A 21,859-nucleotide genomic window follows, 5' to 3' on the forward strand; every position below is an offset into this window, starting at 1 on the left:
GAAAGGCACTCAGCTTATACTCCGGATTACGGCTAATTGTTGGCCGGTAAATTTAGGAAATCCAAGCCACATGAAAATTCTGCTTTTAGTAGGGTTAATTGTTTTAAATGGTCTGTTTGCCATGTCAGAGATTGCATTGGTAGCAGCAAAAAATAGTCGGCTGAAACGCTTAGCCGAAAAACACCGTTCCGCTCAGATTGCTCTTGAGCTCAAAGAAAACCCAACCCGCTTCCTCTCGACTATTCAAATCGGTATTACGGTTATCGGCCTGCTCAGCGGTATTGTGGGCGAGGCGACGCTATCAGCTCCACTGGCCGTTCAACTTGAACTGTGGGGGCTTGATCCAGCACAAGCGAATATCTTGTCTACCGCGGTCGTAGTAGTGGGTATTACTTATTTCGCTATCGTTGTCGGTGAGTTGGTACCAAAGCGTTTTGCTCAGTCTCAAGCTGAAAACATTGCTGTGTTAGTTGCGCTGCCAATCTTCTGGTTATCTAAAATCGCGACGCCGTTTGTGTTTGCGTTGTCGGCTTCTACGGAAGGCATTCTCAAGTTGATGGGCCGAGGTGGTGACGAAGATAGCGTTACAGAAGATGATATCCATGCACTTGTGAAAGAGGGCTCTGAATCGGGTGTGATTGAACGCGGCGAGCAAGAGATGATTCGTAATATCTTGCAGCTTGATGATCGCCTTGTGAGCTCATTGATGACTCCGCGTCGAGACATCGACTTTTTGGATGTCGACCAACCCGTTGATCAAATCTTAAAGAAACTGCGCTCATCAAAACACAGTGTGTTTCCATTGTGCCAAGACCACCTCAATAAAGTGGTGGGTACGGTGTCAGCCAAAGCCTTGCTGAATCAGGCGGGCAATCTAAGCATTCAAGTGATCATGGGGCTGTCTCGCTCACCGATCTATGTTCCAGAATCGATGAAAGCTCTGCGTTTACTTGGCTACTTTAAAGAGTCGGGTACTGAGATGGCATTCATTGTCGACGAGTATGGCGATGTTCAAGGTCTTGTGACTCATTACGATATTCTTGAGGCGATTGCTGGCGAACTATCGAATAACCCGAACGATCTTTGGACTGAGCAAGTGGAAGACGGTTTGCTGGTGGATGGATTGATTCCGATCAGTGAACTGAAAAATCGTTTAGAGTTGTCGGATTTTGAGGGTGAAAGCGAGAGCTTCCAAACGTTGAATGGTCTTGTGACTTGGCTAATAGGACGCTTACCTGATGCAGGCGAGGTTGTTCAATACCAACAGTGGCAGTTTGAAATTATCTCTGTTGAGAACAATCGCATTGTGAGCATCAAAGCGACGCCAATAGTCGATGACACAGAAGGCGCTAATAGCTAACAGTTCGACTAACCAGCAAGCGGCAATGGTTCATTGTCTCTTGTTGTCTCTTATCTCTTTATTGTTCATTATCTCAAAGATTAGGTATGCTTCACCGCATACCTATTTTCGTTTTTATCCTTTGTTTTCTGGAGTTCCCTTTGTCAGACCACCAATTCACCCCTCAAGATGAAATCTTCATGCGACGCGCCATCGAGGTGGCTAAGCAAGCTGAGAGTGAGGGAGAAGTTCCCGTGGGTGCCGTGTTGGTCAAAGATGGTGAGATTATCTCTGAAGGGTGGAACCGTTCGATTGGTAGCCACGATGCCACGGCACACGCAGAAATTGAAACTTTGCGTAAAGCCGGCCAAACCATAGAAAACTATCGCCTGCTCGATACCACTTTATACGTCACGCTAGAGCCTTGCCCAATGTGTGCAGGTGCGTTGCTACACAGTCGAGTAAAGCGCATTGTATTTGGCGCCCCAGACTTAAAAGCGGGCGCTGCAGGTACAGTGTTGAATTTGTTTGAAAGTCAGGCCTCATACCACTATGCCGACGTTGAACATGGCTTGTTAGAGGAAGAGTGCCGTGAGCAATTACAAGCGTTTTTCAAGCGTCGTAGAAAAGAGATAAAAGAGAAGCGAAAGCAAGAACGTCAGTTGGAAGAGCAGCGTTTAGAGGCGGAAATGAAGGTTGGCAACAAGAAATAGCAGCGTACTTTCGGCACTCTCAATCGCAAGAGTGCCAAGCAAGCTGACTTAGTAACTACATTTACTCAGCAATCATCTGCATGAAAGCGCGATTGCGCCAAATGATCTTCTTCTTATTATTTGAAAGCATACGCTTACGACGGTTTGCAGCAACGGTCTTATCAAGGCGTTTCGATTTCAGTTTCTTCATCATTTCAATGATTTCCTATTTGTCGTCTGACTTTTTAGTTTGGACTAACGATTTAATTATAGTGTTATTCGTTTGTTTGGCCTGTCGCACGCTTGGCTTAAATAGAAGAGCAGTTCTAGCCTAAAGCCAGCATCTCAGTGCAACAGAGCATAATCTTGATTGTGGTGTGCCGTTATAAGGTTCGATTGTTACTGCAATATGACACTCGAGATCTCATCATTATTTTCCTGCCGGCTTCACTTATCCCTTAGTGACGAAAGAAGAGTCGAAAAAAGACAATAAAAAAGAGCAATGCTAGATGGCATTGCTCTTTTGGTTTTTACTGCGAAGGCTCAGAACTGCTTACTGTCGACTGAGCTGCGCTGATACTTGATTCAGCACCTGAGGTTTCTAAAGGTGGGATCACCACCAAACCTTCAAGGCTTGCTTCTTGTTCTTTATTACGCTGATTCACATGGCCAATAATGCTCTGGTAATAGCGGCGAATGTTCTCAACGTAATTCCTTGCTTCATCACCACGCGCATACCCATAACGAGTATTACTGTAGTACTTCTTCTGTCTGAGTAGAGGGAGCCTGTCTTTCACATCACCCCAAGCATCAGGATCACCACCTTGTGCTTTGGTTAAGCGGCGAGCATCCATCATGTGCCCGTAACCTACGTTGTATGAGGCTAGGGCAAACCAGATCTTTTCATGTTGAGTGATTGAATCTGGCACTCGGTTAACGATACGACGTAGGTACTCAACCCCGCCTTGTACCGACTGTTTCGGGTCGAGACGGTTGGTTACCCCGACACTCTTCGCGGTGGGTAATGTCAACATCATCATGCCACGAACACCCGTTGGTGAGCGCGCAACAGGGTTCCAGTGTGATTCTTGGTAGGCCAAAGCGGCAATCAAGCGCCAGTCAAACTCTTGAGAGTACTTTTGAAATAGCGGCGACCATTTTGGTAACTTGCTGTCCAGTGCGCGGATAAAGGCACGAGTATCAACGTAGTCAAAAGTGCCGATGTGGCCGATGTATTTCTCTTCTAGTGAAGCCAGCTCACCAGACTGTTTTAGGTTACCGAAGAACTCAATCAACAGAGCATACAGGCTTTCATCTTCAGACTTCTGCAAATACCAAGAGATAGGTTGGTCTTCTGTCAGTTCAAAAGCCAAAGCTACGTCTGGGTATAAACGTTGTGCCAGTGACAGCTCAATCGAGTCAGCCACAGTGAATAAGCGCTCGCCAGTCGAAACTTCTTTTAACAGGTCGTTGATATCAGCATTGCCGACCGCATCATAGATAAAGTCATCGTGTGTTTTCTGCAGCTGTTTTAGTGTTGGCTCAAAGTGTGAGTCTTTCACCACAACCAAAGATGGCGTTAATGTGTCAGTAGACGCCGCCTCTTCTGATTCAGTTTGCGCTTTAACAAAGTCAGCCTGACGCTCATTCTCGAACTTGATCAGTTGTTCAAGATTTCTTGGTCGCCACTGACCTTTTTTGTATACGACCTGCTGGCTTACATAGTAATAAGCAGGCGCGGCGCGATAAGCGCGTGTCAGGTTGTTATTTTGCGTTAAGCCGGTCGCGATAAGATCGATCTCACCTTTCTGCAGTGCAGGGAATAAGCCAGACAAACGGTAAGCGGGTTTAACCTCAAGCTTTACACCGAGCTCTTGTGCAAACTCACGAGCTAATTCGTAATCCAAGCCAGCAGGGCCATCAGGACCGATGTAATAAGAGAGTTGGTTATTTAGGGTGCCGACACGAAGAACACCACGGTCTCGTATCTGCTCAAGGACACTTTTAGGTTCAGATTCAATCTGACATCCAGCCAACCCAAATAGGGCGATCGCGAGCAGAAGGAACTTAGACGAAAAGATGAGCGTAAATTTAGGCATCAAAATGAAATCTCGAAAAGTGGAAGCCCCTTTATACCAAACCCCGGAAGGCTGGCAAAGCAGGTTTAATTAAACAGTTGTAAAAGTGGTGATAAATGCAGCAAAAGTACCATTTACGCAGAAAGATAAAAAAAATCACGCAAACGGTTGCTTTTGGTGTTACGTCACAAAAAGAAATGCTTTATAATGCGCTCGCATTGAAGAGGTGGAATCGGCATAGGTTTGGCAACCTTCGGGAATAGCTTCGAAGAAAACAGTTAGGTTGTTCCTATAACCCACTGAATTTATTCCAATACTACCTTAATCAACTGCATAAGAGACGTAAGCACATGAGAATTTTGCGTGGCTCCCCAGCTCTATCTGAGTTTCGTGTTAACAAGCTTTTAGAGCTTTGTCGTGAATTAAGCTTACCTGTAACAGGTATTTACGCTGAGTTTGCCCACTTTGCTGATCTAACGGCAGACCTAGATGAGTCTGAAGTTGAGAAGCTAGAAAAGCTACTGACTTACGGTCCAACGATTGAAGAGCATGAACCTGAAGGTTTACTGCTGCTTGCAACGCCACGCCCGGGCACTATCTCGCCTTGGTCTTCAAAATCTACAGATATCGCACACAACTGCGGACTGGCTAAAGTGTCACGTCTAGAGCGCGGTACTGCTTTCTACATTGAAACCTCTGCTGAACTTTCTGAGCTTCAACTTGTTGAGCTGAAAGCAATCCTGCACGACCGTATGATGGAAGTCGTTTTCACTGACTTCGAATCTGCGGCAGCGCTGTTCACTGTTGCTGAGCCTGCTCCTTATGCGGAAGTTGACCTATTAGCTGGCGGACGTAAAGCGCTTGAAAAAGCAAACGTTACCCTAGGTCTTGCTCTTGCAGATGATGAGATTGATTACCTTCTTGAAAGCTTCACTGAGAAGCTAGGTCGTAACCCGACTGACATCGAGCTAATGATGTTTGCACAAGCGAACTCAGAGCACTGTCGTCACAAGATCTTTAACGCTGACTGGACTATCGACGGCGTTAAGCAAGAAAAATCATTGTTCAAGATGATTAAGAACACCTTTGAAACGACACCAGAACACGTTCTGTCTGCTTATAAAGATAACGCAGCGGTAATGACAGGTTCTGAAGTAGGTCGTTTCTTCCCAGATCCAAAAACTCGCCAGTACAACTACCACCAAGAGAAAACACACATCTTGATGAAAGTTGAAACGCACAACCACCCAACGGCAATCTCTCCGTGGCCGGGCGCATCGACAGGTTCAGGCGGTGAAATCCGTGATGAAGGCGCAACCGGTATTGGTGGTAAGCCAAAAGCGGGTCTTGTTGCTTTCTCTGTATCTAACCTTAAGATCCCGAACTTCGTTCAACCTTGGGAAACTGACTTTGGCAAGCCAAGCCGTATCGTTACTGCTTTGGATATCATGCTTGAAGGTCCTCTTGGTGGCGCGGCATTCAACAACGAATTTGGTCGTCCAAACCTACTTGGCTACTTCCGCACTTACGAAGAGAAAGTAAACTCTCACGCAGGTGAAGAAGTACGTGGTTACCACAAGCCAATTATGCTAGCTGGTGGTCTTGGTAATATCCGTGATGAGCACGTTCAGAAGAAAGAGATCCCAGTAGGTGCAAGCCTAATCGTTCTTGGCGGTCCTGCGATGAACATCGGCCTTGGTGGCGGTGCGGCATCTTCAATGGATTCTGGTTCTTCTTCTGAAGATCTAGATTTCGCTTCTGTACAACGTGAAAACCCAGAAATGGAACGTCGTTGTCAGGAAGTTATCGACCGTTGTTGGCAGCTAGGTGATGCGAACCCAATCGCATTCATCCACGATGTGGGCGCAGGCGGTATCTCAAATGCACTTCCTGAGCTAGTAGACGACGGTGAGCGTGGCGGTATCTTCAACCTACGTGACGTGCCAAACGATGAGCCGGGCATGAGCCCACTTGAGATCTGGTGTAACGAATCTCAAGAGCGTTACGTAATGGCAGTTGCTGATAAAGACATGGCAACATTCGACGCGATTTGTAAGCGTGAGCGTGCACCATACGCAGTGGTTGGTAAAGCGACGGAAGAGCGTGAACTTAAACTTGAAGATTCACACTTCGACAACACGCCAATCGACATGCCAATGGACATCCTTTTAGGTAAAACACCTAAGATGCACCGTGACGCGAAAACGCTAAAAGCAAATAACCCAGCGATTGACCGTTCTGGTATCGAAATGAACGAAGCGGTTGACCGTGTTCTTCGTCTACCAACAGTCGCTGAGAAAACATTCCTTATCACCATCGGTGACCGCTCGGTAACTGGCCTTGTTGCTCGTGACCAAATGGTTGGCCCATGGCAGGTTCCTGTTGCTAACTGTGCTGTAACTGCAGCTAGTTACGACTCTTACCACGGTGAGGCGATGTCACTTGGTGAGCGTACGCCAGTTGCACTTCTAGACTTCGGCGCATCGGCTCGTCTAGCGGTTGGTGAAGCAATTACCAACATCGCAGCGACTAACATCGGCGATATCAAACACATTAAACTGTCGGCTAACTGGATGTCTCCAGCGGGTCACCCAGGTGAAGATGCAGGTCTTTACGAAGCGGTTAAAGCTGTTGGTGAAGAACTATGTCCAGCACTGGGTCTAACTATCCCAGTGGGTAAAGACTCAATGTCGATGAAGACTAAGTGGGAAGAGAACGGCGAGCAGAAAGAAGTAACGTCTCCGCTATCTCTTGTTATCACTGCGTTTGCACGTGTTGAAGACGTTCGTAAGACGATTACTCCTCAGCTTCGCACTGACAAAGGTAATACAAGCCTAGTTCTTATCGACCTAGGTAACGGCAAAAACCGTATGGGTGCGACAGCACTTGCACAAGTTTACAAGCAGCTTGGTGATAAGCCAGCAGACGTAGACAACGCAGCGCAACTAAAAGGTTTCTACGAAGGCGTTCAAGCATTGGTTGCTAACGACCAAGTTGTGGCTTACCACGATAAAGGCGATGGCGGTCTATTCGTAACGCTAGCCGAAATGGCGTTCGCAGGTCACTGTGGTGTCAACGCTGATATTGCAGCGCTAGGTGAAGACACACTAGCAGCACTGTTCAATGAAGAGCTAGGTGCAGTAATCCAAGTTCGCAACGATGACCTAGACGCGGTTCTTTCTACCCTTGCAGCAAACGGCCTAGAAGCGTGCTCACACGTAATTGGTTCTGTTGAAGCATCTGATGAGCTAGTGATTAAGTCTGGTGAGTCTGTAGTGATTGAACGTAACCGTACTGAGCTACGTACTATCTGGGCTGAAACCACGCATAAGATGCAAGGTCTACGTGATAACCCAGTTTGTGCTGACCAAGAACATGAAGCGAAGAAAGATAACTCAGACCCAGGCCTGAACGTGAAACTAAGCTTTGACGTCAATGAAGATATCGCTGCACCGTTCATTAACACGGGCGCTAAGCCTAAGATGGCGATTCTACGTGAGCAGGGTGTTAACTCTCACGTTGAAATGGCAGCAGCATTCGACCGTGCAGGCTTCGAAGCAACTGATATTCACATGAGCGACATCCTAACGGGTCAAGCGGTTCTAGAAGAGTACAACGGCCTTGTGGCTTGTGGTGGCTTCTCTTACGGTGACGTACTAGGCGCTGGTGAAGGTTGGGCTAAATCGGTTCTGTTTAACGATTCGACGCGTGACCAGTTTGAAAACTTCTTCAAGCGTGAAGATACCTTCTCTCTAGGTGTGTGTAACGGTTGTCAGATGTTGTCTAACCTGCGTGAACTTATCCCTGGAGCTGAATACTGGCCACGTTTTGTTCGCAATGAATCTGAGCGTTTTGAAGCTCGTTTCAGCCTCGTTGAAGTTCAGAAGTCTGATTCTGTATTCTTCAACGGCATGGAAGGTTCTCGTATGCCAATCGCTGTTTCTCACGGTGAGGGCCGCGTAGAAGTGCGTGACAACGACCACCTAAATGCGATTGAAAACTCAGGTACGGTTGCACTGCGTTACGTTGATAACTACGGTAACCCAACGCAGCAATATCCGAATAACCCGAACGGTTCACCAAATGCTATCACCGGCCTAACAACGACGGATGGCCGCGTGACTATCATGATGCCTCACCCAGAGCGTGTATTCCGTACGGTTGCAAATTCTTGGTCTCCAGAAGGTTGGGGTGAAAATGGTGCTTGGATGCGTATGTTCCAAAATGCACGTAAGAATGTGGGTTAATCACTTTCTTACTAGCCGCATTAATCTAGGCTAGGTTAAGCAAAAATGAAAAGCGCAGATCGAAAGGTCTGCGCTTTTTTATTTCTCAAAATTTAGGAACCAGAGCGAAGAAATTAACCTTTGCAGTTTGCTGTTCTAAAAATCTCCACTACGCTAAATGTTATGGAATCAATTTGTTAGGCCAACAAATTCTGCATTTATGCAGAGAGTATCGTTTGGCTATGCAAAAAATTGAATCAATCATCGTGGCATAAGAGGGAACTATGAAAACAACAATCACAAAAGCAGTAGCAGTGGCAGCGATTGTCATGTCGTTAGCTGGATGTGTCGGTAGTAACGCTGTGACTGGTAAATTAATGAAGTTCAACGTTGAGGTTGTAGACAACCGCTACGCTCGTGCAGGGGTCAACTTCTTACTTGCTCCGGTTTACGCGCTAACAATGGCAGCCGATTATATTGTATTTAACTCAATTGAATTCTGGGCGGGTAAAAACCCACTCACTGGTGCGCCTCACATCTTTGATAGTAAAGTCGATACCATGATTGATGTGAATGATAGCCTTGATGACTCTCTGAAAGATGCACCACTTGGCTTCAATAATCGTCAGATTGAATGGGGTGAAATGCAGCAGATCGATGAGAACACCATTCGTATGGACATTACTTACAACGATGGTCAAAAAGCAGTACTGCTGGGTGTTCGCGATGGCGACAAGGTCAGCTACTACATGGATGGCACACTGGTATCTGAAACCTCTATCCAAGCTCTTGAGCAGTTAGCCGCAGAGAAGGTGTAACGACTTTCGTTATCTACAGATAAAAGAAAAGCCGCTGGATTTAACCCCAGCGGCTTCGTATTTTCTAGCATCTAGCATCTAGCATCTAGCATCTAGCATCTAGCGCTTCGATTAATTGTTGCTGTGTAGCTCGCTGTTTAGCTCAACAGCAGACTTGTTTGCAAGACATTCAATTTGACCAGTGATCGAGTTGCGACGGAACAGAAGATCAGAAACGCCAGCTAGGTCGCGAGCTTTAATGATTTCTACTTCGTTGCCTTCTTTATCTAGCATGCGAACCTTAGTACCCGCAGTCACGTAAAGACCAGATTCAACCGTGCAACGGTCGCCCATAGGGAAGCCAAGACCTGCGTTTGCGCCTAGTAGGCAGTTTTCGCCGATAGAGATAACCATAGTACCGCCACCAGACAAAGTACCCATGATAGAAGCGCCGCCGCCGATGTCTGAACCGTTACCTACAACAACACCCGCAGAGATACGACCTTCAACCATGCTTACGCCAGTTGTACCTGCATTGAAATTGATGAAACCTTCATGCATTACTGTTGTGCCTTCACCCACATGTGCGCCAAGACGAACACGAGAAGTGTCAGCAATACGAATACCTGTTGGTACCACGTAATCGACCATTTTAGGGAACTTGTCTACGCAATCTACAGATAGAGCACGACCTGCAAGGCGAGCTTCGATTTGACGCTCAGCCAGCTCAGGAAGGTCGATTGGACCTTCGTTAGTCCATGCGATGTTGTGCAGTAGACCGAAGATACCGTCTAGTACCGTACCGTGTGGTTGAACTAGGCGGTTAGAGATTAGTTGTAGCTTTAGGAAGCCTTCAGCAACTGATGCTGGCTTCTCGTCAGCCGCAAGAACAACAAGAACAAGTGGCTGCTCAGATGCTGCTGCTTTTTCTGCGAAAGATGCGTTAGCTGCATCGTCGTTTGCTGCGAATGCTTTCGCCAGTTCTGCGCTTTGTGCAGCAGAGATTTCGATAGCTTGGTTGCCTTCAGAGTAACCTGATACTTCTGCCACAGCCGCTACAAGAGCGTCGCTTGGGTTTAGAAGTGGGTTAGGGAAGAACGCTTCAATGATTTTATTGTCGCGATTTTTGGTTGCCGTACCGAAGGCTAGTGAAAAGTAAGCCATGTTGAATCTCCATGTGTTGAGTCTTGATTTTGCTATTCCAAAACAACGGCTCGAATAACAAGCGCTGCCGTTAGCAAAGTTAATTTAATTGCGTTCATCATAAAGAGAGCGCCCTCGTTATGAAAGGGCGCATTGGGATAAAGTCTGTAAAATGATATTGCTTGTCTTTCTGGCGATAGTTTTCATTATCCGGATATTGCACCATGTTCTTAATGCTACGGCGTTTTATTCAACCACTCAGTATGCTTTCATTTCTATATTCGTCACTCATATTCAACTCACCGTGTTGTTAGCAGTATCAATAGGCTGAGTCACACTTTCTTTATAAACTTATGTTTATTATCAGAATTATTCGACTTCTGTTGATTAATCGCTTGTGCCTACAGTCCGAGTAAATACTCAAATTTTCAGCTGCGTAATTAAGATGAAGATCACTATAACCCTATATTAATTAAGTATATTTCCAGCCATAACGACATTAAAACGATTAATAAAGGATCTTCTATGAATTTTACTAAGTCTTTACTGGTGCTCTCTATCGGCGTGGCGATGGTTGGTTGTGGCTCGGGCAGCAATGATACCGCAGTGACATGTGACACTGCTGCTTCTTGTACCAAGTTTACTGTTTTACATACTAATGATAACCACGGTCGTTTTTGGGAGAACAGTAAGGGTGAGTACGGAATGGCTGCTCGCAAGACTTTGATCGATAGCATTCGAGCTGAAGTCACCCAAAACGGTGGTGAAACCATTCTATTGTCTGGTGGTGATATTAATACCGGTGTGCCTGAGTCTGACATGCAGGACGCAGTACCAGACTTTGTTGGTATGAACCTTCTTGGTTACGACGCAATGGCATTAGGTAATCATGAATTCGACAACACCCTGGATGTGCTTGAGATGCAGTCTGAGCTAGCTGATTTCCCAATGCTAGCGGCGAATATTTATATCAAAGATGGAGACACAGTTACTGATGAACGCCTTTTCTCTCCATATAAAGTCTTCACTATTAATGGGCTAAAAGTGGCTGTTATTGGCCTAACAACCAAAGACACGGCGAAGTTGGTTAACCCTGATAATGTCGCAACGATTCACTTTGCGGACCCGCAAGTAGAAATCAAAAAAGCTATAAAAGAAATCGAGGCGAATGAAACGGTTGACTTGATTTTTGCTACCACGCATATGGGTCACTACGCCGATGGTCAACATGGTAGTGAAGCGCCTGGTGATGTGTTACTTGCTCGCTCTCTAGAAGAAGGTCAGCTAGACGCAATTATTGGCGGACACTCTCAAAATCCAGTTTGTATGGAAGGTAATGAATACGCAGACTTTAATCCGGGAGATGACTGTAAGCCAGATCAGCAGAATGGTACTTACATCATGCAAGCACATGAATGGGGTAAGTATGTAGGCAGAGCTGACTTTGAGTTTTATGACGGTAAACTGCATTTAGCGAAGTACGACTTAGTGCCGGTAAACTTGAAAGAGAAAGACGAAAATGGTGATTATCAGTTTATCCAAGCTGAAATCGAACCTAACGCAACAGTAATAGCGACTCTTTCCGCGTATCAGCAGCAGGGGCAAGAGTTGTTGGATGTCATTATCTCGAAAACTGATGATAAGTTGGAAGGTGATCGTGATGTTGTTCGCTCAGAACAAACTAATCTGGGTCATTTATTAGGTGAAGCATACCGTACTTACGACTTAGTGAATGCTGACTTTGGTGTAATGAACTCTGGTGGTGTTCGTGACTCAATTGCGGCGGGTGATATTGCTTATCGTGATGTACTGACGGTACAGCCTTTCGGTAATTTCGTGACTAAAGCAACGATGACGGGAGCTGAAGTGAAAGCGTATTTAGACGTTGTTGCGACTATGACTGCAGGCTCTGGCGCTTACGCTCAATTGGATAATATTAGTTTAACTGTAGACTGTGATTTGGGTGATGTGACCATTCGTGACATCAACGGCAAAGGCTTTGACTTAGCGGACACCTACACGTTCTCTGTGATAAGTTTCAGTGCTGCTGGTGGTGATGACTACCCAGTCATTGATGTTGAATCGACGCAGTTAACGGATGCCTCAGTGCTACGCGAGTTCTTTGTTAATAACCCCGATGTCACTGCAGCGAATTACGCACCAGTGGATGGTGATCTAATCTACATGAGTAATGGTTCAGAAGTAAAAGGCTGCCCTGCGAACTAATTTATAACTCATAAACAAAAGCGACAAAGAAAATAGCCAGCAAATAGCTGGCTATTTTTGTATTAGATTTTCGTAGTCTGAGCTTAAACAAACAGCGCCTTATAAGCCTGTTCTATACCCTCAATCAGCATCTGCATACCGATAACGGCGAGTATCAAACCCATCATTCGGGTAATTACATTCAATGCGCTTGGTCCAACTGCTTTAACGAAGCGCTCGCCGAATACAAACAATACGTAGGTTAATGCACACAAGAGACCAAAGGCGACGATGGTGATGATGGTTTCATAGATGCCTTCGGTGCTGGCAAAGTTCATCGCGGTGGCAATGGTACCCGGGCCGGCCAATATTGGCATTGCCAATGGCGATACGGCGATACTGAGCGCAGCATCTTGTTGAGCATCTGAGTTGACCTTCTCTTTCGCTTTAGAGTGTGTCGAGTCTCCTTGCAGCATGTGAAAGCCAATCAAGAAAACTAGGATCCCGCCAGTGATGCGAAGTGCGTAAAGCGTGATACCAAATAGGTCGAAGATGAGCTTACCTGACACTGCAAAGGTACTGACGATTATAAAGGCGATGAACACCGAGCGGAAAGCGATAGACTTGACTGTTTCCCTATCATTGTCACCCGTTAATCCAAGAAAGATCGGAGTGTTGGCGATAGGGTTCATTATGGCAAAAAAGCCCATGAACACGGTAATGGTATGAATGATGAGCTCTTTCATATTAATCCTTTGAAAATATGTAGTTAAATGCGACAGCTGAATGTCTTTAATCTTAGATACAAATAATTATTAGAAATAGATAGTAGAGCAAGTATGAATAAAAAACAGCCAGCATAAGGCTGGCTGTTTGGTTTTAGTGATAGGTGTAGAGTTTTAGTCGTTCGTTATTGCTTGATTCTCAACTAACAGACTCTACATAACAGGCAGGTTGAGGAGTTCACTTTGTCATTATGCGTTTTGAGATTCGCTCACTGCCACAGCCAATGCAACCGTCGCTCCGACCATTGGGTTGTTGCCCATGCCTATGAAGCCCATCATTGCCACGTGAGCAGGAACAGAAGAGCTACCTGCGAACTGCGCGTCAGCGTGCATTCTGCCCATGGTATCTGTCATGCCGTAAGACGCTGGGCCTGCTGCTACGTTATCTGGGTGTAATGTTCGACCTGTACCGCCGCCTGAAGCGACTGAGAAGTAAGGCAGACCTTGGCGAGTACGCTCTGCTTTGTAGATACCCGCAACAGGATGTTGGAAGCGTGTTGGGTTGGTTGAGTTACCCGTAATGCTCACATCTACCTCTTCTCTGTGCATGATTGCCACACCTTCACGAACATCATCGGCGCCGTAGCATAAGATCTCGCCACGAGGGCCATTTGAGAAACGGCGACGTTCTGTTTCAACAAGTTCACCCGTTTGGTAGTCGTACTGAGTGCGCACGTAAGTGAAGCCATTGATGCGTGAGATTAAGTACGCCGCATCTTTACCTAAACCATTTAGGATAACTTTTAATGGATTTTTACGTGATTTATTGACGTTTAGCGCAATTTTAATCGCACCCTCTGCAGCAGCAAAAGACTCGTGACCCGCAAGGAAGGCGAAGCAGTGGCTCTCTTCATTGAGAAGACGAGCTGCTAGCGCGCCATGCCCAATACCAACTTGGCGTTGCTCAGCAACACTGCCGGGTTTGGTGAATGCTTGAAGGCCTTCACCAATAATATTCGCTGCTTGCTCTGCGCTGGTGGCTTTACGAAATAGCGCTAGTGCTGAGCCAAGAATATAGGCATCGGCAGCGCTTTCAAAAGCGATAGGCTGGGTGTCCATTACTAACGCTTTTGGATCAACGTTGTGGGCTTTGCAGTATTGGTCAGCTTGCTCCAAAGAGTCGAAGTTCATTTCTGCCAATACGCGACTTACAGATTCATTAAATTGAGTGTTCATCATATCTTTCCTCTAAATTGGCAAAAATTACTGTTGGCGTGGGTTAATGGTGGTCACGGCTTCATCGAAGCGACCGTATGTCCCTGTCGCAAGGTCGGCTGCTTCATTCGCTGGCACGCCTTGGTTAATCGCCTTCATCATTTTTCCGAGGTTGAGATATTCGTAGCCAATTACCTCACGGTGATCATCAAGTGCAAGCTTAGTCACATAGCCCTCTGCGAGTTCTAGGTAACGGACGCCTTTTGCTGCGGTTGAGTAGCTGGTTCCCACTTGGCTGCGCTGCGTTTGACCTAAGTCTTCTAATGCTGCACCGATTTCTAGACCACCTTCAGAGAAAGCGGACTGAGTTCGACCGTAAATAAACTGCAGGAAGATTTCACGCATCGCTACGTTGATCGCATCACACACTAAGTCGGTATTAAGCGCTTCAAGAATGGTTTTTCCGGTGAGGATTTCGGCTGCCATCGCGGCAGATTGAGTCATGCCAGAACAACCAATTGTTTCGATGAGTGCTTCTTCGATGATGCCGCTTTTTACGTTCAGTGTTAGTTTTGCTGCACCTTGTTGTGGTGCACAAGTGCCGACGCCATGGCTTAAGCCAGAAATAGCGATAACATCTTTTGGACTAACCATTGCGCCCTCAACTGGAATTGGCGCTGAATTGTGAAGGTCACCCCTTTGAATAGGGCACATGGATTGAATTTCGGAAGAGTAGTGCATAATGTTTTCTCACTATTAGAGTCATTGAAGACTTAGGGCGTTGAGAAAACAGGATGTGTTGGAAGAGGTGCGGTTAATTCACTACAGATCTTGAGTATCGATAATCCAAAGGCCCATGAAACTCAGCCTTAATAAACCAAGTCCATTTAAAATGGAGGAATAGCGATACATCCAACAGTATTACCTGTTTTCGATTCTGTAGGAGTCATTAGCACGGTTCAAAAGAACGGGCGGTTGAAGCAAAAGCTTAGGTGGAACCCCATCACCTGATGGCTATAGATTAGATCTTCATCACACTTTAGTGCAAGCGAATGTTTAGAGCGATTTCAACTATAAACAGAGTTCATTATATTTCGTTAAGCATAAAAAAACGCCAATTATGGACTCTGCTTAGAGAGAGTAATTGGCGTTTTTTAGAAAACTTCAGCTAGTTACGCTGCATCTTCTTCTGCGTCTTCAACAGCTTCAAGCTTCTTCGCTTTTTTCGGAGCTGGTTTACGCTTAGCACCTAGTGCATAAAGAACTTCTTCTTTGTTCTTCGCTAGGTACATTGCAAGTTCTTCTTGCTTGCCTTCATCTTCAACTAAATCGCTTTTGCCTAAAAGTTCAAAAAGCTCATCAGCCATATCCAGCATTTTGTCGTATGCGTCGGCTTCGGCTTTAGAGGTAAAAGTCATTTTCTCTTCTCCGTTGCGTTCCACCACGTACTTGACGATAACAGCCATGGTTAATCCTCTAAGTTTGATAAATTTTACTGGCTTTTTATACAGTTTCTGATGTTAAAAGTCCAGTTGGAGCCCCAACTATGCGGCCTCAATCTTGATGTGTAGCCCAGTCTTCACAATAACTCATGAAAGATTTCAGCAGCGGGCTCTGATATTTGTCTTTGTGTACCAGCATCCAGAAACGTCGTTTCATGTCGAGTGGCACATCAAGCGCTTTTACTCGGCCTGAATCAATCGCTCGTTGTGCCGCCAGTCGTGATAAACACGCGAATCCAAGATTGGCTGATACTGAATTGATGATCGCTTCAGTGGTGTTGAGTTCAAAGGGTTCATACCAATGTTCGATGCGAGGCGCAACGGTACGAAGGAAAAACTCGCGGGTCCCTGAGCCTGATTCACGTAGAATCCAGTGACTATCTTCCAAATCGCTTAAAGTCACTTTTTCTTTTGAAACGAGAGGATGTTGATTACTAACAATAATACACATTTCATCGCTGCTAAACTGACTCGAAATTAGTTCTGGGTGTAATGTTTTCCCTTCAATTAGCGCGATATCAAGTTCATAATCCACCAACTTTTGGCAGATCAGCGCACTGTTTGAAATGAACAAGCTTTGATCCTGATGCTGAGTTCGTTCACGAAAGCCAGATAGAATAAATGGCGCAACTTGATTACCTATTGTGTCACTCGCGCCTACCTTTAGATTGCCACTTAAGGGCTGGTCGTCACGGAACAAAACATCAATACCAGCAGCACGATGTAATATCTCATCGGCCAATGGGAGCAACTTATGTCCCTCTTGGTTGAGAATTAATCGGTTGTTGACCCGGTCAAATAGAGAGTGACCGAGTTGTTTCTCCATTTCGCCTAGTGCCATGCTGACAGCGGCCTTAGATAGAAACAGAGCCTCAGAGGCTGCAGTCAATGTCGAGTGCTGAGTAATAGTGACAAACACTTTGAGTTGTTTAATTGAAATATTAGCCATCAGATTCCTAGTTTTACTCTGCTGGTGAAAATGGGTTATGTTCAGCATTGATGAACACTTGTTATATATAATTGGATATTGTTTAACGAAGCGCAAGCGTATTATGGCTTCAACAAGCTGATGAGTTCACAAGTTTAGTGAATTAAGTTTAAGAGAGGCTGACATGATTCAACGTATTAAATATAGATTAACAGGAGCTCCAACACCCATGGCAGGGTTAGCACTAGCAATCGCAAGCTTAGGCTGGTGCTGGGATGGCGTTTTAGTATCACAAGATATCTTACATACACCGGGTTTGGTTCAATGGGTAAGCGCAGCGATTGCTGGATGTTTGCTTCTTGTTTTGGCTGTGAAGTTTTTGATTCACGGACATTTATTGCGTGCAGATCTTGCTCACCCAGTCGTGGGAAGTGTTGTGCCAACATTTGCGATGGGTTGTATGGTTGTTTCAGCTTCTTTGGCACCAATTTCGACCTTCCTTAGCGAAAGTGTTTGGTTGGCGTCTGTTGCATTGCACGTGGTGTTCTTGGTGAGCTTTCTATACCACAGAGCAAAACAGTTTGAGATCCACCATATGGTGCCTAGCTGGTTTGTACCACCAATCGGTATTATCGTTGCGGATGTTTCCTTCTCTGGTAACCCGACTCTAGAGCCTGTGGCAAACGCTGTTTTGGTCTTTGGTTTGTTGATTTATGCGGTAATGTTACCTGTGATGATCTACCGCTTGCTCTTCTCTCATGAAGTGCCAGACGCAGCGAAACCAACGATTGCGATTATGGCTGCACCTGCAAGCCTATCTCTAGCGGGATACCTAACGGTTTCAGCAGATCCATCGCCAGTTATCATCGGTCTATTGTTTGGTATTGCAGTGCTAATGACGTTCATCATTTACGCAGCGTTCTTCAAACTACTTCGTTTACCGTTTAGCCCAGGCTATGCCGCATTTACCTTCCCAATTGTGATTGGTGCAACGGCACTGTTTAAATTGGCTGCGTGGATGCAAACTCAAGGTATTGAAGCGCATTACATCAATCAAGTGTTTGGACTAGCGTATCTTGAATTGATTGTGGCTACATTGGTAGTGGGTTATGTCGCTATTCGTTACTACATGAACTACAAACCTCACCGTGTTTTAGGCGCGGTAGCGGGTAGATTGTAAGAGGCAATAGTTCAAAAGATAAGCGGACTTTAAGCTTTCGGTATTTCATAAGCTTATATTCCTAATCCAAACTCAGCACTTATGCTAATCTGGCTTTATATTGTGGCAAGATTAGCGTGAGTGCACTTTGTTTACTGTTTACCATTCCAATAAAGTTGATACTTTAAAAATTCTTCTCGTTCACTTAATCAAAAGTGACCCTTTAGCCAACCCTTTCGAGAAAGAGCAGATCTTGGTTCAGAGCCCGGGTATGTCTCAATGGCTTAAGATGGAACTCGCCAAAGAGTTTGGTGTAGCAGCAAATATCGATTTTCCTCTTCCAGCAACCTTCATTTGGGATATGTTTACCCAAGTGCTTCCTGATGTACCGAAACGCAGTGCTTTTAACAAAGAAGCGATGACGTGGAAGCTAATGAGCTTGCTACCTGCGAAACTTGACCACCCTGATTTCTTACCCCTACAGCGCTATCTTGAAAACGACGAAGACGGCTCTAAGTTGTATCAATTAGCCGAGAAAATTGCCGATATCTTCGATGGCTACTTAGTGTATCGTCCTGAGTGGATGGCGATGTGGGAGGCTGGAGAGCCTGTTGCAGAGTTGATTGATGGTGAAGGGCAACAAGAGCACCCTTGGCAGCCAATTTTGTGGCAGGCACTTTACGATCAAACACTCTATCAAGGCCAATCAAAATATCACCGTGGTAACTTGTATCACGACTTCATTGAAGCGTTAGCCAATCAACAAGGTCAATTGCAGCATCTGCCTAAACGCCTGTTTGTGTTTGGTATTTCGTCACTGCCTCCTCGCTACATGGATGCCTTGAAGGCTCTGGGTGAGCAGATTGATGTCCACTTGATGTTCACCAACCCTTGCCAACATTACTGGGGCGATATTCGTGACCGTAAATACTTGGCAAGAGTGGAAGCGCAGCGTCGTAAGCAGTTTGCGTTGGTTGGTGGCTTACCTCAACTAGAAGGCGAAGTATCACCATTGAAAGATGGTATTGAAGCCAATGTTGAAGATGAACTACACACCAGCCAAGCTGTCGGCAATAGCTTACTTGCGTCTATGGGTAAGCTAGGCAGAGACAACCTGTTCTTGTTGTCTCAATCAGACAGCGAAGAGCATGAATTCTTTATTGATGTCGAGAGAGACAGCCTGCTGCATCAACTGCAAGCGGATATTCTCCAGTTAGAAGAGCATCAAGACGATCACATCTTAGACTCCAGCAACCACAAACAGGTGGTTGAGCTGGGCGATCGCTCATTGACTGTACATGCTTGTCACAGCCCAATGCGCGAGGTTGAAGTCCTTCACGATCAGCTGTTGGCGATGTTCGACGCTGATCCAAGTCTAAAACCACGCGATATCATCGTGATGGTGGCAGATATCAATGCCTACAGCCCTGCGATTCAGGCGGTATTTGGTAATGCTCCGGGTGAGCGTTACATCCCTTACTCAATCTCAGATAGAACGGCCGACCAAGAGAGCCCAATTCTGACCGCCTTCATGCAGCTAGTCGCGCTACCAAACACGCGCTGTCTAGCGTCTGAACTTCTAGAGCTACTAGAAATTCCAGCGATGATGGCACGCTTTGGTATTGATGAATTTCAATTTGATCAAGCCAAGCAATGGGTTGAAGAAGCGGGTATACGTTGGGGCGTCGATTCTTCTACGGCAACCGAATTTGACTTGCCTGCCACCGAGCAAAATACCTGGTTGTTTGGTATCCAGCGAATGCTACTGGGCTATGCGATGTCTGATTCTGCTGGTCTGTTTGAGAGCGAACACTCTCCAATCGCGGCTTATAACGAAGTTCAGGGCATTAACGCCGAACTTGCGGGTAAATTAGCGCACTTTATTGACCGCATTGCTCATTACCGTCAACGCCTTACTGAGACGCAATCCATCGATATGTGGCGTGAAACCTTGCTGCAAATGATTGATGATTTCTTCGCTGTTGAGCTAGAAGGCGAGGTGGTACTTAAGTCGATTCGCGATGCGCTTTCTCAATTGAATGAACAGCTTGATGATGCATTGTACGAACAAGAGTTGTCGCCAAGCATTATCTATCAGTACTTAAATAATAAACTGTCGGGCGCCCGTATCAGTCAGCGTTTCTTAGCGGGACAAGTTAACTTTTGTACCTTGATGCCGATGCGTTCTATTCCGTTCAAAACCGTCTGTTTGTTAGGCATGAATGATGGTGTTTACCCTCGCTCAATGCCGCCAGAAGGTTTTGACTTAATGAACGGACGCACACGACCGGGCGATCGTTCTCGTCGTGATGATGACCGTTATCTATTCCTAGAAGCAATGCTGTCAGCACAAGAGTGTTTGTACATCAGTTATGTCGGCCGCTCGATTCAAGATAATACAGAGCGAGTGCCGTCAGTATTGGTTTCAGAGTTGATTGAGTACTGCCAACAGAACTACTGTTTAAGTGAAGACCAAGCGCTACCAAGTGATGATTCTGGTATCAAGCTGACTCAAGCGATCAGTTTTGAACACACCATGACACCGTTCAGCCCCGCTGCGTTTACTCAAGGTGATGCAAGCCATGTGCTGAGTTACGCCAAAGAATGGCTTCCTGCGGCTAACCGTTCCGGTGAACGCAGTGGTGAATTCAACCGAGCATTGGACGACTATTTGTTGGGTGCAACGTATCCGTTGGAATTGGATCTAGTTGAACTCCAACGTTTCTGGCGCTTGCCGGTGCAGTACTTCTTTAATCGCCGTCTAAAAGTCGTGTTTGAACCGCCACTTCCTGTAATGGAAGACGATGAGCCGTTCGTGCTTAATGGCTTAGAAAGCTTCCAGCTTAAAGATGCGCTGCTGCAAGTGTTACTGGATCATCCTGAAGGGGCGGATGAAGCGGTGCGCCTGTTTGTCTCTGAGCAAAAAGCACAAGGTCGATTACCTGTTGGTGCCTTCGGTGACATCGAATTTGAAACCAACCGTGTTCAAGCGGAAGACTTAGCCAAAGAGATTCGATTTGTGAGCGGATCACCGCAGCAAGATCTCGAAATGAATATCGAATTTGATGTGTTGGGCGAAGGTAAGCCTGTTCGCTTGATGGGGTGGTTAACTCAAAACTATCAATCAGGTCTAGTGCGTTTCCGTAGCGGCAAAATACGCTCGCAAGATTACTTGGCTGCGTGGGTCGATCACTTGTGTTGTGCGGTGATGGGGCACGGTAAAACGACTCATATTATTGGCTATGACAGAAAAGAGGGCGTGGTTCACCAAACGCTACAACCGATTGCTGATGCGCAGCAGGCGAAGAGCTTATTGGCTGAGTTAGTGCGACTGTTCTATCAAGGCATGACTGCACCGCTGCCTTACTTCCCGAAAACGGCATTAGCTGGGGTTGAAGCGGGCTTTAGCCGTGGTAAATGGGTCGATGATGAAGAGAAGTCGCTCAAGAAAATGGCCGATACTTTTAATGACAGCTTCGCTTTCACGGGCGAGGGGCGAGATACCTACATCTCACGCATTTGGCCTAAGTGGGATGATGAACTGGCTGCTGAGTCACGTATGTATTCAACGCTTGTACTACAGGCGGCAAGGTTGGCTGCTGCCGATCTGGAAGATCAGGAGTAAGTAGCTGTGATCGACAAGATCAATAGCGTATGCGCTGACTTAATGAAAGACGAAATAGAGTCGCTAGTAAGCATTTGGGATGCTTACTTTCCAAGTGAAGGTAAGCAGGGTGAAGAGAAGCAAGGTACAGGAAATAAAGTGGCCGCCAGTAAATCATTATTAGTGTAGGGCGTTCGCTGTACGGCCACAGGTCAGAGGGACCATTATTCTGTGGTTCTAAGTAGG

Annotated in this window: 16 protein-coding genes and 1 riboswitch; of the genes, 8 read left to right on the plus strand and 8 right to left on the minus strand. The window is 46.0% G+C overall.

What is annotated here, in order from left to right:
* Window positions 1-70: 70 nt before the first annotated feature.
* Window positions 71-1,360, plus strand: a complete 1,290-nt coding sequence (locus tag ATB74_RS19375) for a hemolysin family protein (RefSeq protein WP_061019483.1) — start codon at window positions 71-73, stop codon at window positions 1,358-1,360.
* 86 nt (window positions 1,361-1,446) lie between these two features.
* A complete protein-coding gene (gene tadA / locus ATB74_RS19380; RefSeq protein ID WP_061019484.1) occupies window positions 1,447-2,052 on the plus strand; it encodes a tRNA adenosine(34) deaminase TadA in 606 nt (201 codons plus the stop codon).
* Window positions 2,053-2,113: 61 nt separating this feature from the next.
* On the opposite strand, the gene ATB74_RS24495 is transcribed toward tadA, so the two are convergent.
* Both ATB74_RS24495 and mltF read right to left on the minus strand, forming a co-directional pair.
* A complete protein-coding gene (locus ATB74_RS24495; RefSeq protein WP_017059878.1) occupies window positions 2,114-2,245 on the minus strand; it encodes a hypothetical protein in 132 nt (43 codons plus the stop codon).
* 316 nt (window positions 2,246-2,561) lie between these two features.
* Window positions 2,562-4,130 carry a membrane-bound lytic murein transglycosylase MltF gene (mltF, locus tag ATB74_RS19385; RefSeq protein WP_061019485.1) on the minus strand — a complete coding sequence of 523 codons (1,569 nt, stop codon included), beginning with the start codon at window positions 4,128-4,130 and terminating at the stop codon, window positions 2,562-2,564.
* 329 nt (window positions 4,131-4,459) lie between these two features.
* Between mltF and purL the strand changes: the two genes are divergently transcribed.
* Together purL and ATB74_RS19395 are read left to right on the plus strand one after the other, a co-directional pair.
* Window positions 4,460-8,356: a phosphoribosylformylglycinamidine synthase gene (gene purL / locus ATB74_RS19390; protein WP_061019486.1), complete on the plus strand. Its 3,897-nt coding sequence runs from the start codon at window positions 4,460-4,462 to the stop codon at window positions 8,354-8,356.
* 263 nt (window positions 8,357-8,619) lie between these two features.
* Entirely contained in the window at window positions 8,620-9,153 is a 534-nt protein-coding gene (locus ATB74_RS19395; RefSeq protein ID WP_061019487.1) for a DUF3332 domain-containing protein, read from the plus strand.
* Window positions 9,154-9,264: 111 nt separating this feature from the next.
* Here the strand turns inward: ATB74_RS19395 and dapD are convergent, their stop codons facing one another.
* Complete coding sequence (gene dapD, locus ATB74_RS19400; RefSeq protein ID WP_050646969.1) at window positions 9,265-10,296, minus strand: 2,3,4,5-tetrahydropyridine-2,6-dicarboxylate N-succinyltransferase; 1,032 nt, start codon at window positions 10,294-10,296, stop codon at window positions 9,265-9,267.
* Window positions 10,297-10,800: 504 nt separating this feature from the next.
* Here dapD and ushA point away from each other — a divergent pair.
* Window positions 10,801-12,501, plus strand: a complete 1,701-nt coding sequence (gene ushA / locus ATB74_RS19405; protein ID WP_061019488.1) for a bifunctional UDP-sugar hydrolase/5'-nucleotidase UshA — start codon at window positions 10,801-10,803, stop codon at window positions 12,499-12,501.
* Window positions 12,502-12,584: 83 nt separating this feature from the next.
* On the opposite strand, the gene ATB74_RS19410 is transcribed toward ushA, so the two are convergent.
* The 5 genes from ATB74_RS19410 to ATB74_RS19430 form a co-directional block, all read right to left on the minus strand.
* Window positions 12,585-13,226, minus strand: coding sequence for a MarC family protein (locus ATB74_RS19410; protein ID WP_060983341.1), 642 nt, complete (start codon window positions 13,224-13,226; stop codon window positions 12,585-12,587).
* A 228-nt stretch (window positions 13,227-13,454) separates the two neighbouring features.
* Window positions 13,455-14,444 carry a GGGtGRT protein gene (locus ATB74_RS19415; RefSeq protein ID WP_061019489.1) on the minus strand — a complete coding sequence of 330 codons (990 nt, stop codon included), beginning with the start codon at window positions 14,442-14,444 and terminating at the stop codon, window positions 13,455-13,457.
* A gap of 24 nt (window positions 14,445-14,468) precedes the next feature.
* On the minus strand, window positions 14,469-15,161 hold the full coding sequence (locus ATB74_RS19420; protein ID WP_060983343.1) for an iron-sulfur cluster assembly scaffold protein: 693 nt from the start codon (window positions 15,159-15,161) through the stop codon (window positions 14,469-14,471).
* 192 nt (window positions 15,162-15,353) lie between these two features.
* Window positions 15,354-15,437: riboswitch (Fluoride riboswitch) on the minus strand.
* Between the two features lie 155 nt (window positions 15,438-15,592).
* Window positions 15,593-15,886, minus strand: coding sequence for a YebG family protein (locus tag ATB74_RS19425; RefSeq protein ID WP_008223840.1), 294 nt, complete (start codon window positions 15,884-15,886; stop codon window positions 15,593-15,595).
* 88 nt (window positions 15,887-15,974) lie between these two features.
* A complete protein-coding gene (locus tag ATB74_RS19430; RefSeq protein ID WP_061019490.1) occupies window positions 15,975-16,871 on the minus strand; it encodes a LysR family transcriptional regulator in 897 nt (298 codons plus the stop codon).
* 208 nt (window positions 16,872-17,079) lie between these two features.
* Here ATB74_RS19430 and ATB74_RS19435 point away from each other — a divergent pair, with 208 nt between their 5' ends.
* The 3 genes from ATB74_RS19435 (at window position 17,080) to ATB74_RS24165 (ending at window position 21,802) form a co-directional block, all read left to right on the plus strand.
* A complete protein-coding gene (locus ATB74_RS19435) occupies window positions 17,080-18,030 on the plus strand; it encodes a TDT family transporter (RefSeq protein ID WP_155645159.1) in 951 nt (316 codons plus the stop codon).
* A 127-nt stretch (window positions 18,031-18,157) separates the two neighbouring features.
* On the plus strand, window positions 18,158-21,634 hold the full coding sequence (gene recC, locus ATB74_RS19440; RefSeq protein WP_061019492.1) for an exodeoxyribonuclease V subunit gamma: 3,477 nt from the start codon (window positions 18,158-18,160) through the stop codon (window positions 21,632-21,634).
* 6 nt (window positions 21,635-21,640) lie between these two features.
* Window positions 21,641-21,802, plus strand: coding sequence for a hypothetical protein (locus ATB74_RS24165; protein ID WP_155645158.1), 162 nt, complete (start codon window positions 21,641-21,643; stop codon window positions 21,800-21,802).
* Window positions 21,803-21,859: the final 57 nt, after the last annotated feature.

Origin of the sequence: Vibrio splendidus (genome assembly GCF_001557875.1) — a bacterium.
GTDB lineage: Bacteria > Pseudomonadota > Gammaproteobacteria > Enterobacterales > Vibrionaceae > Vibrio > Vibrio splendidus_F.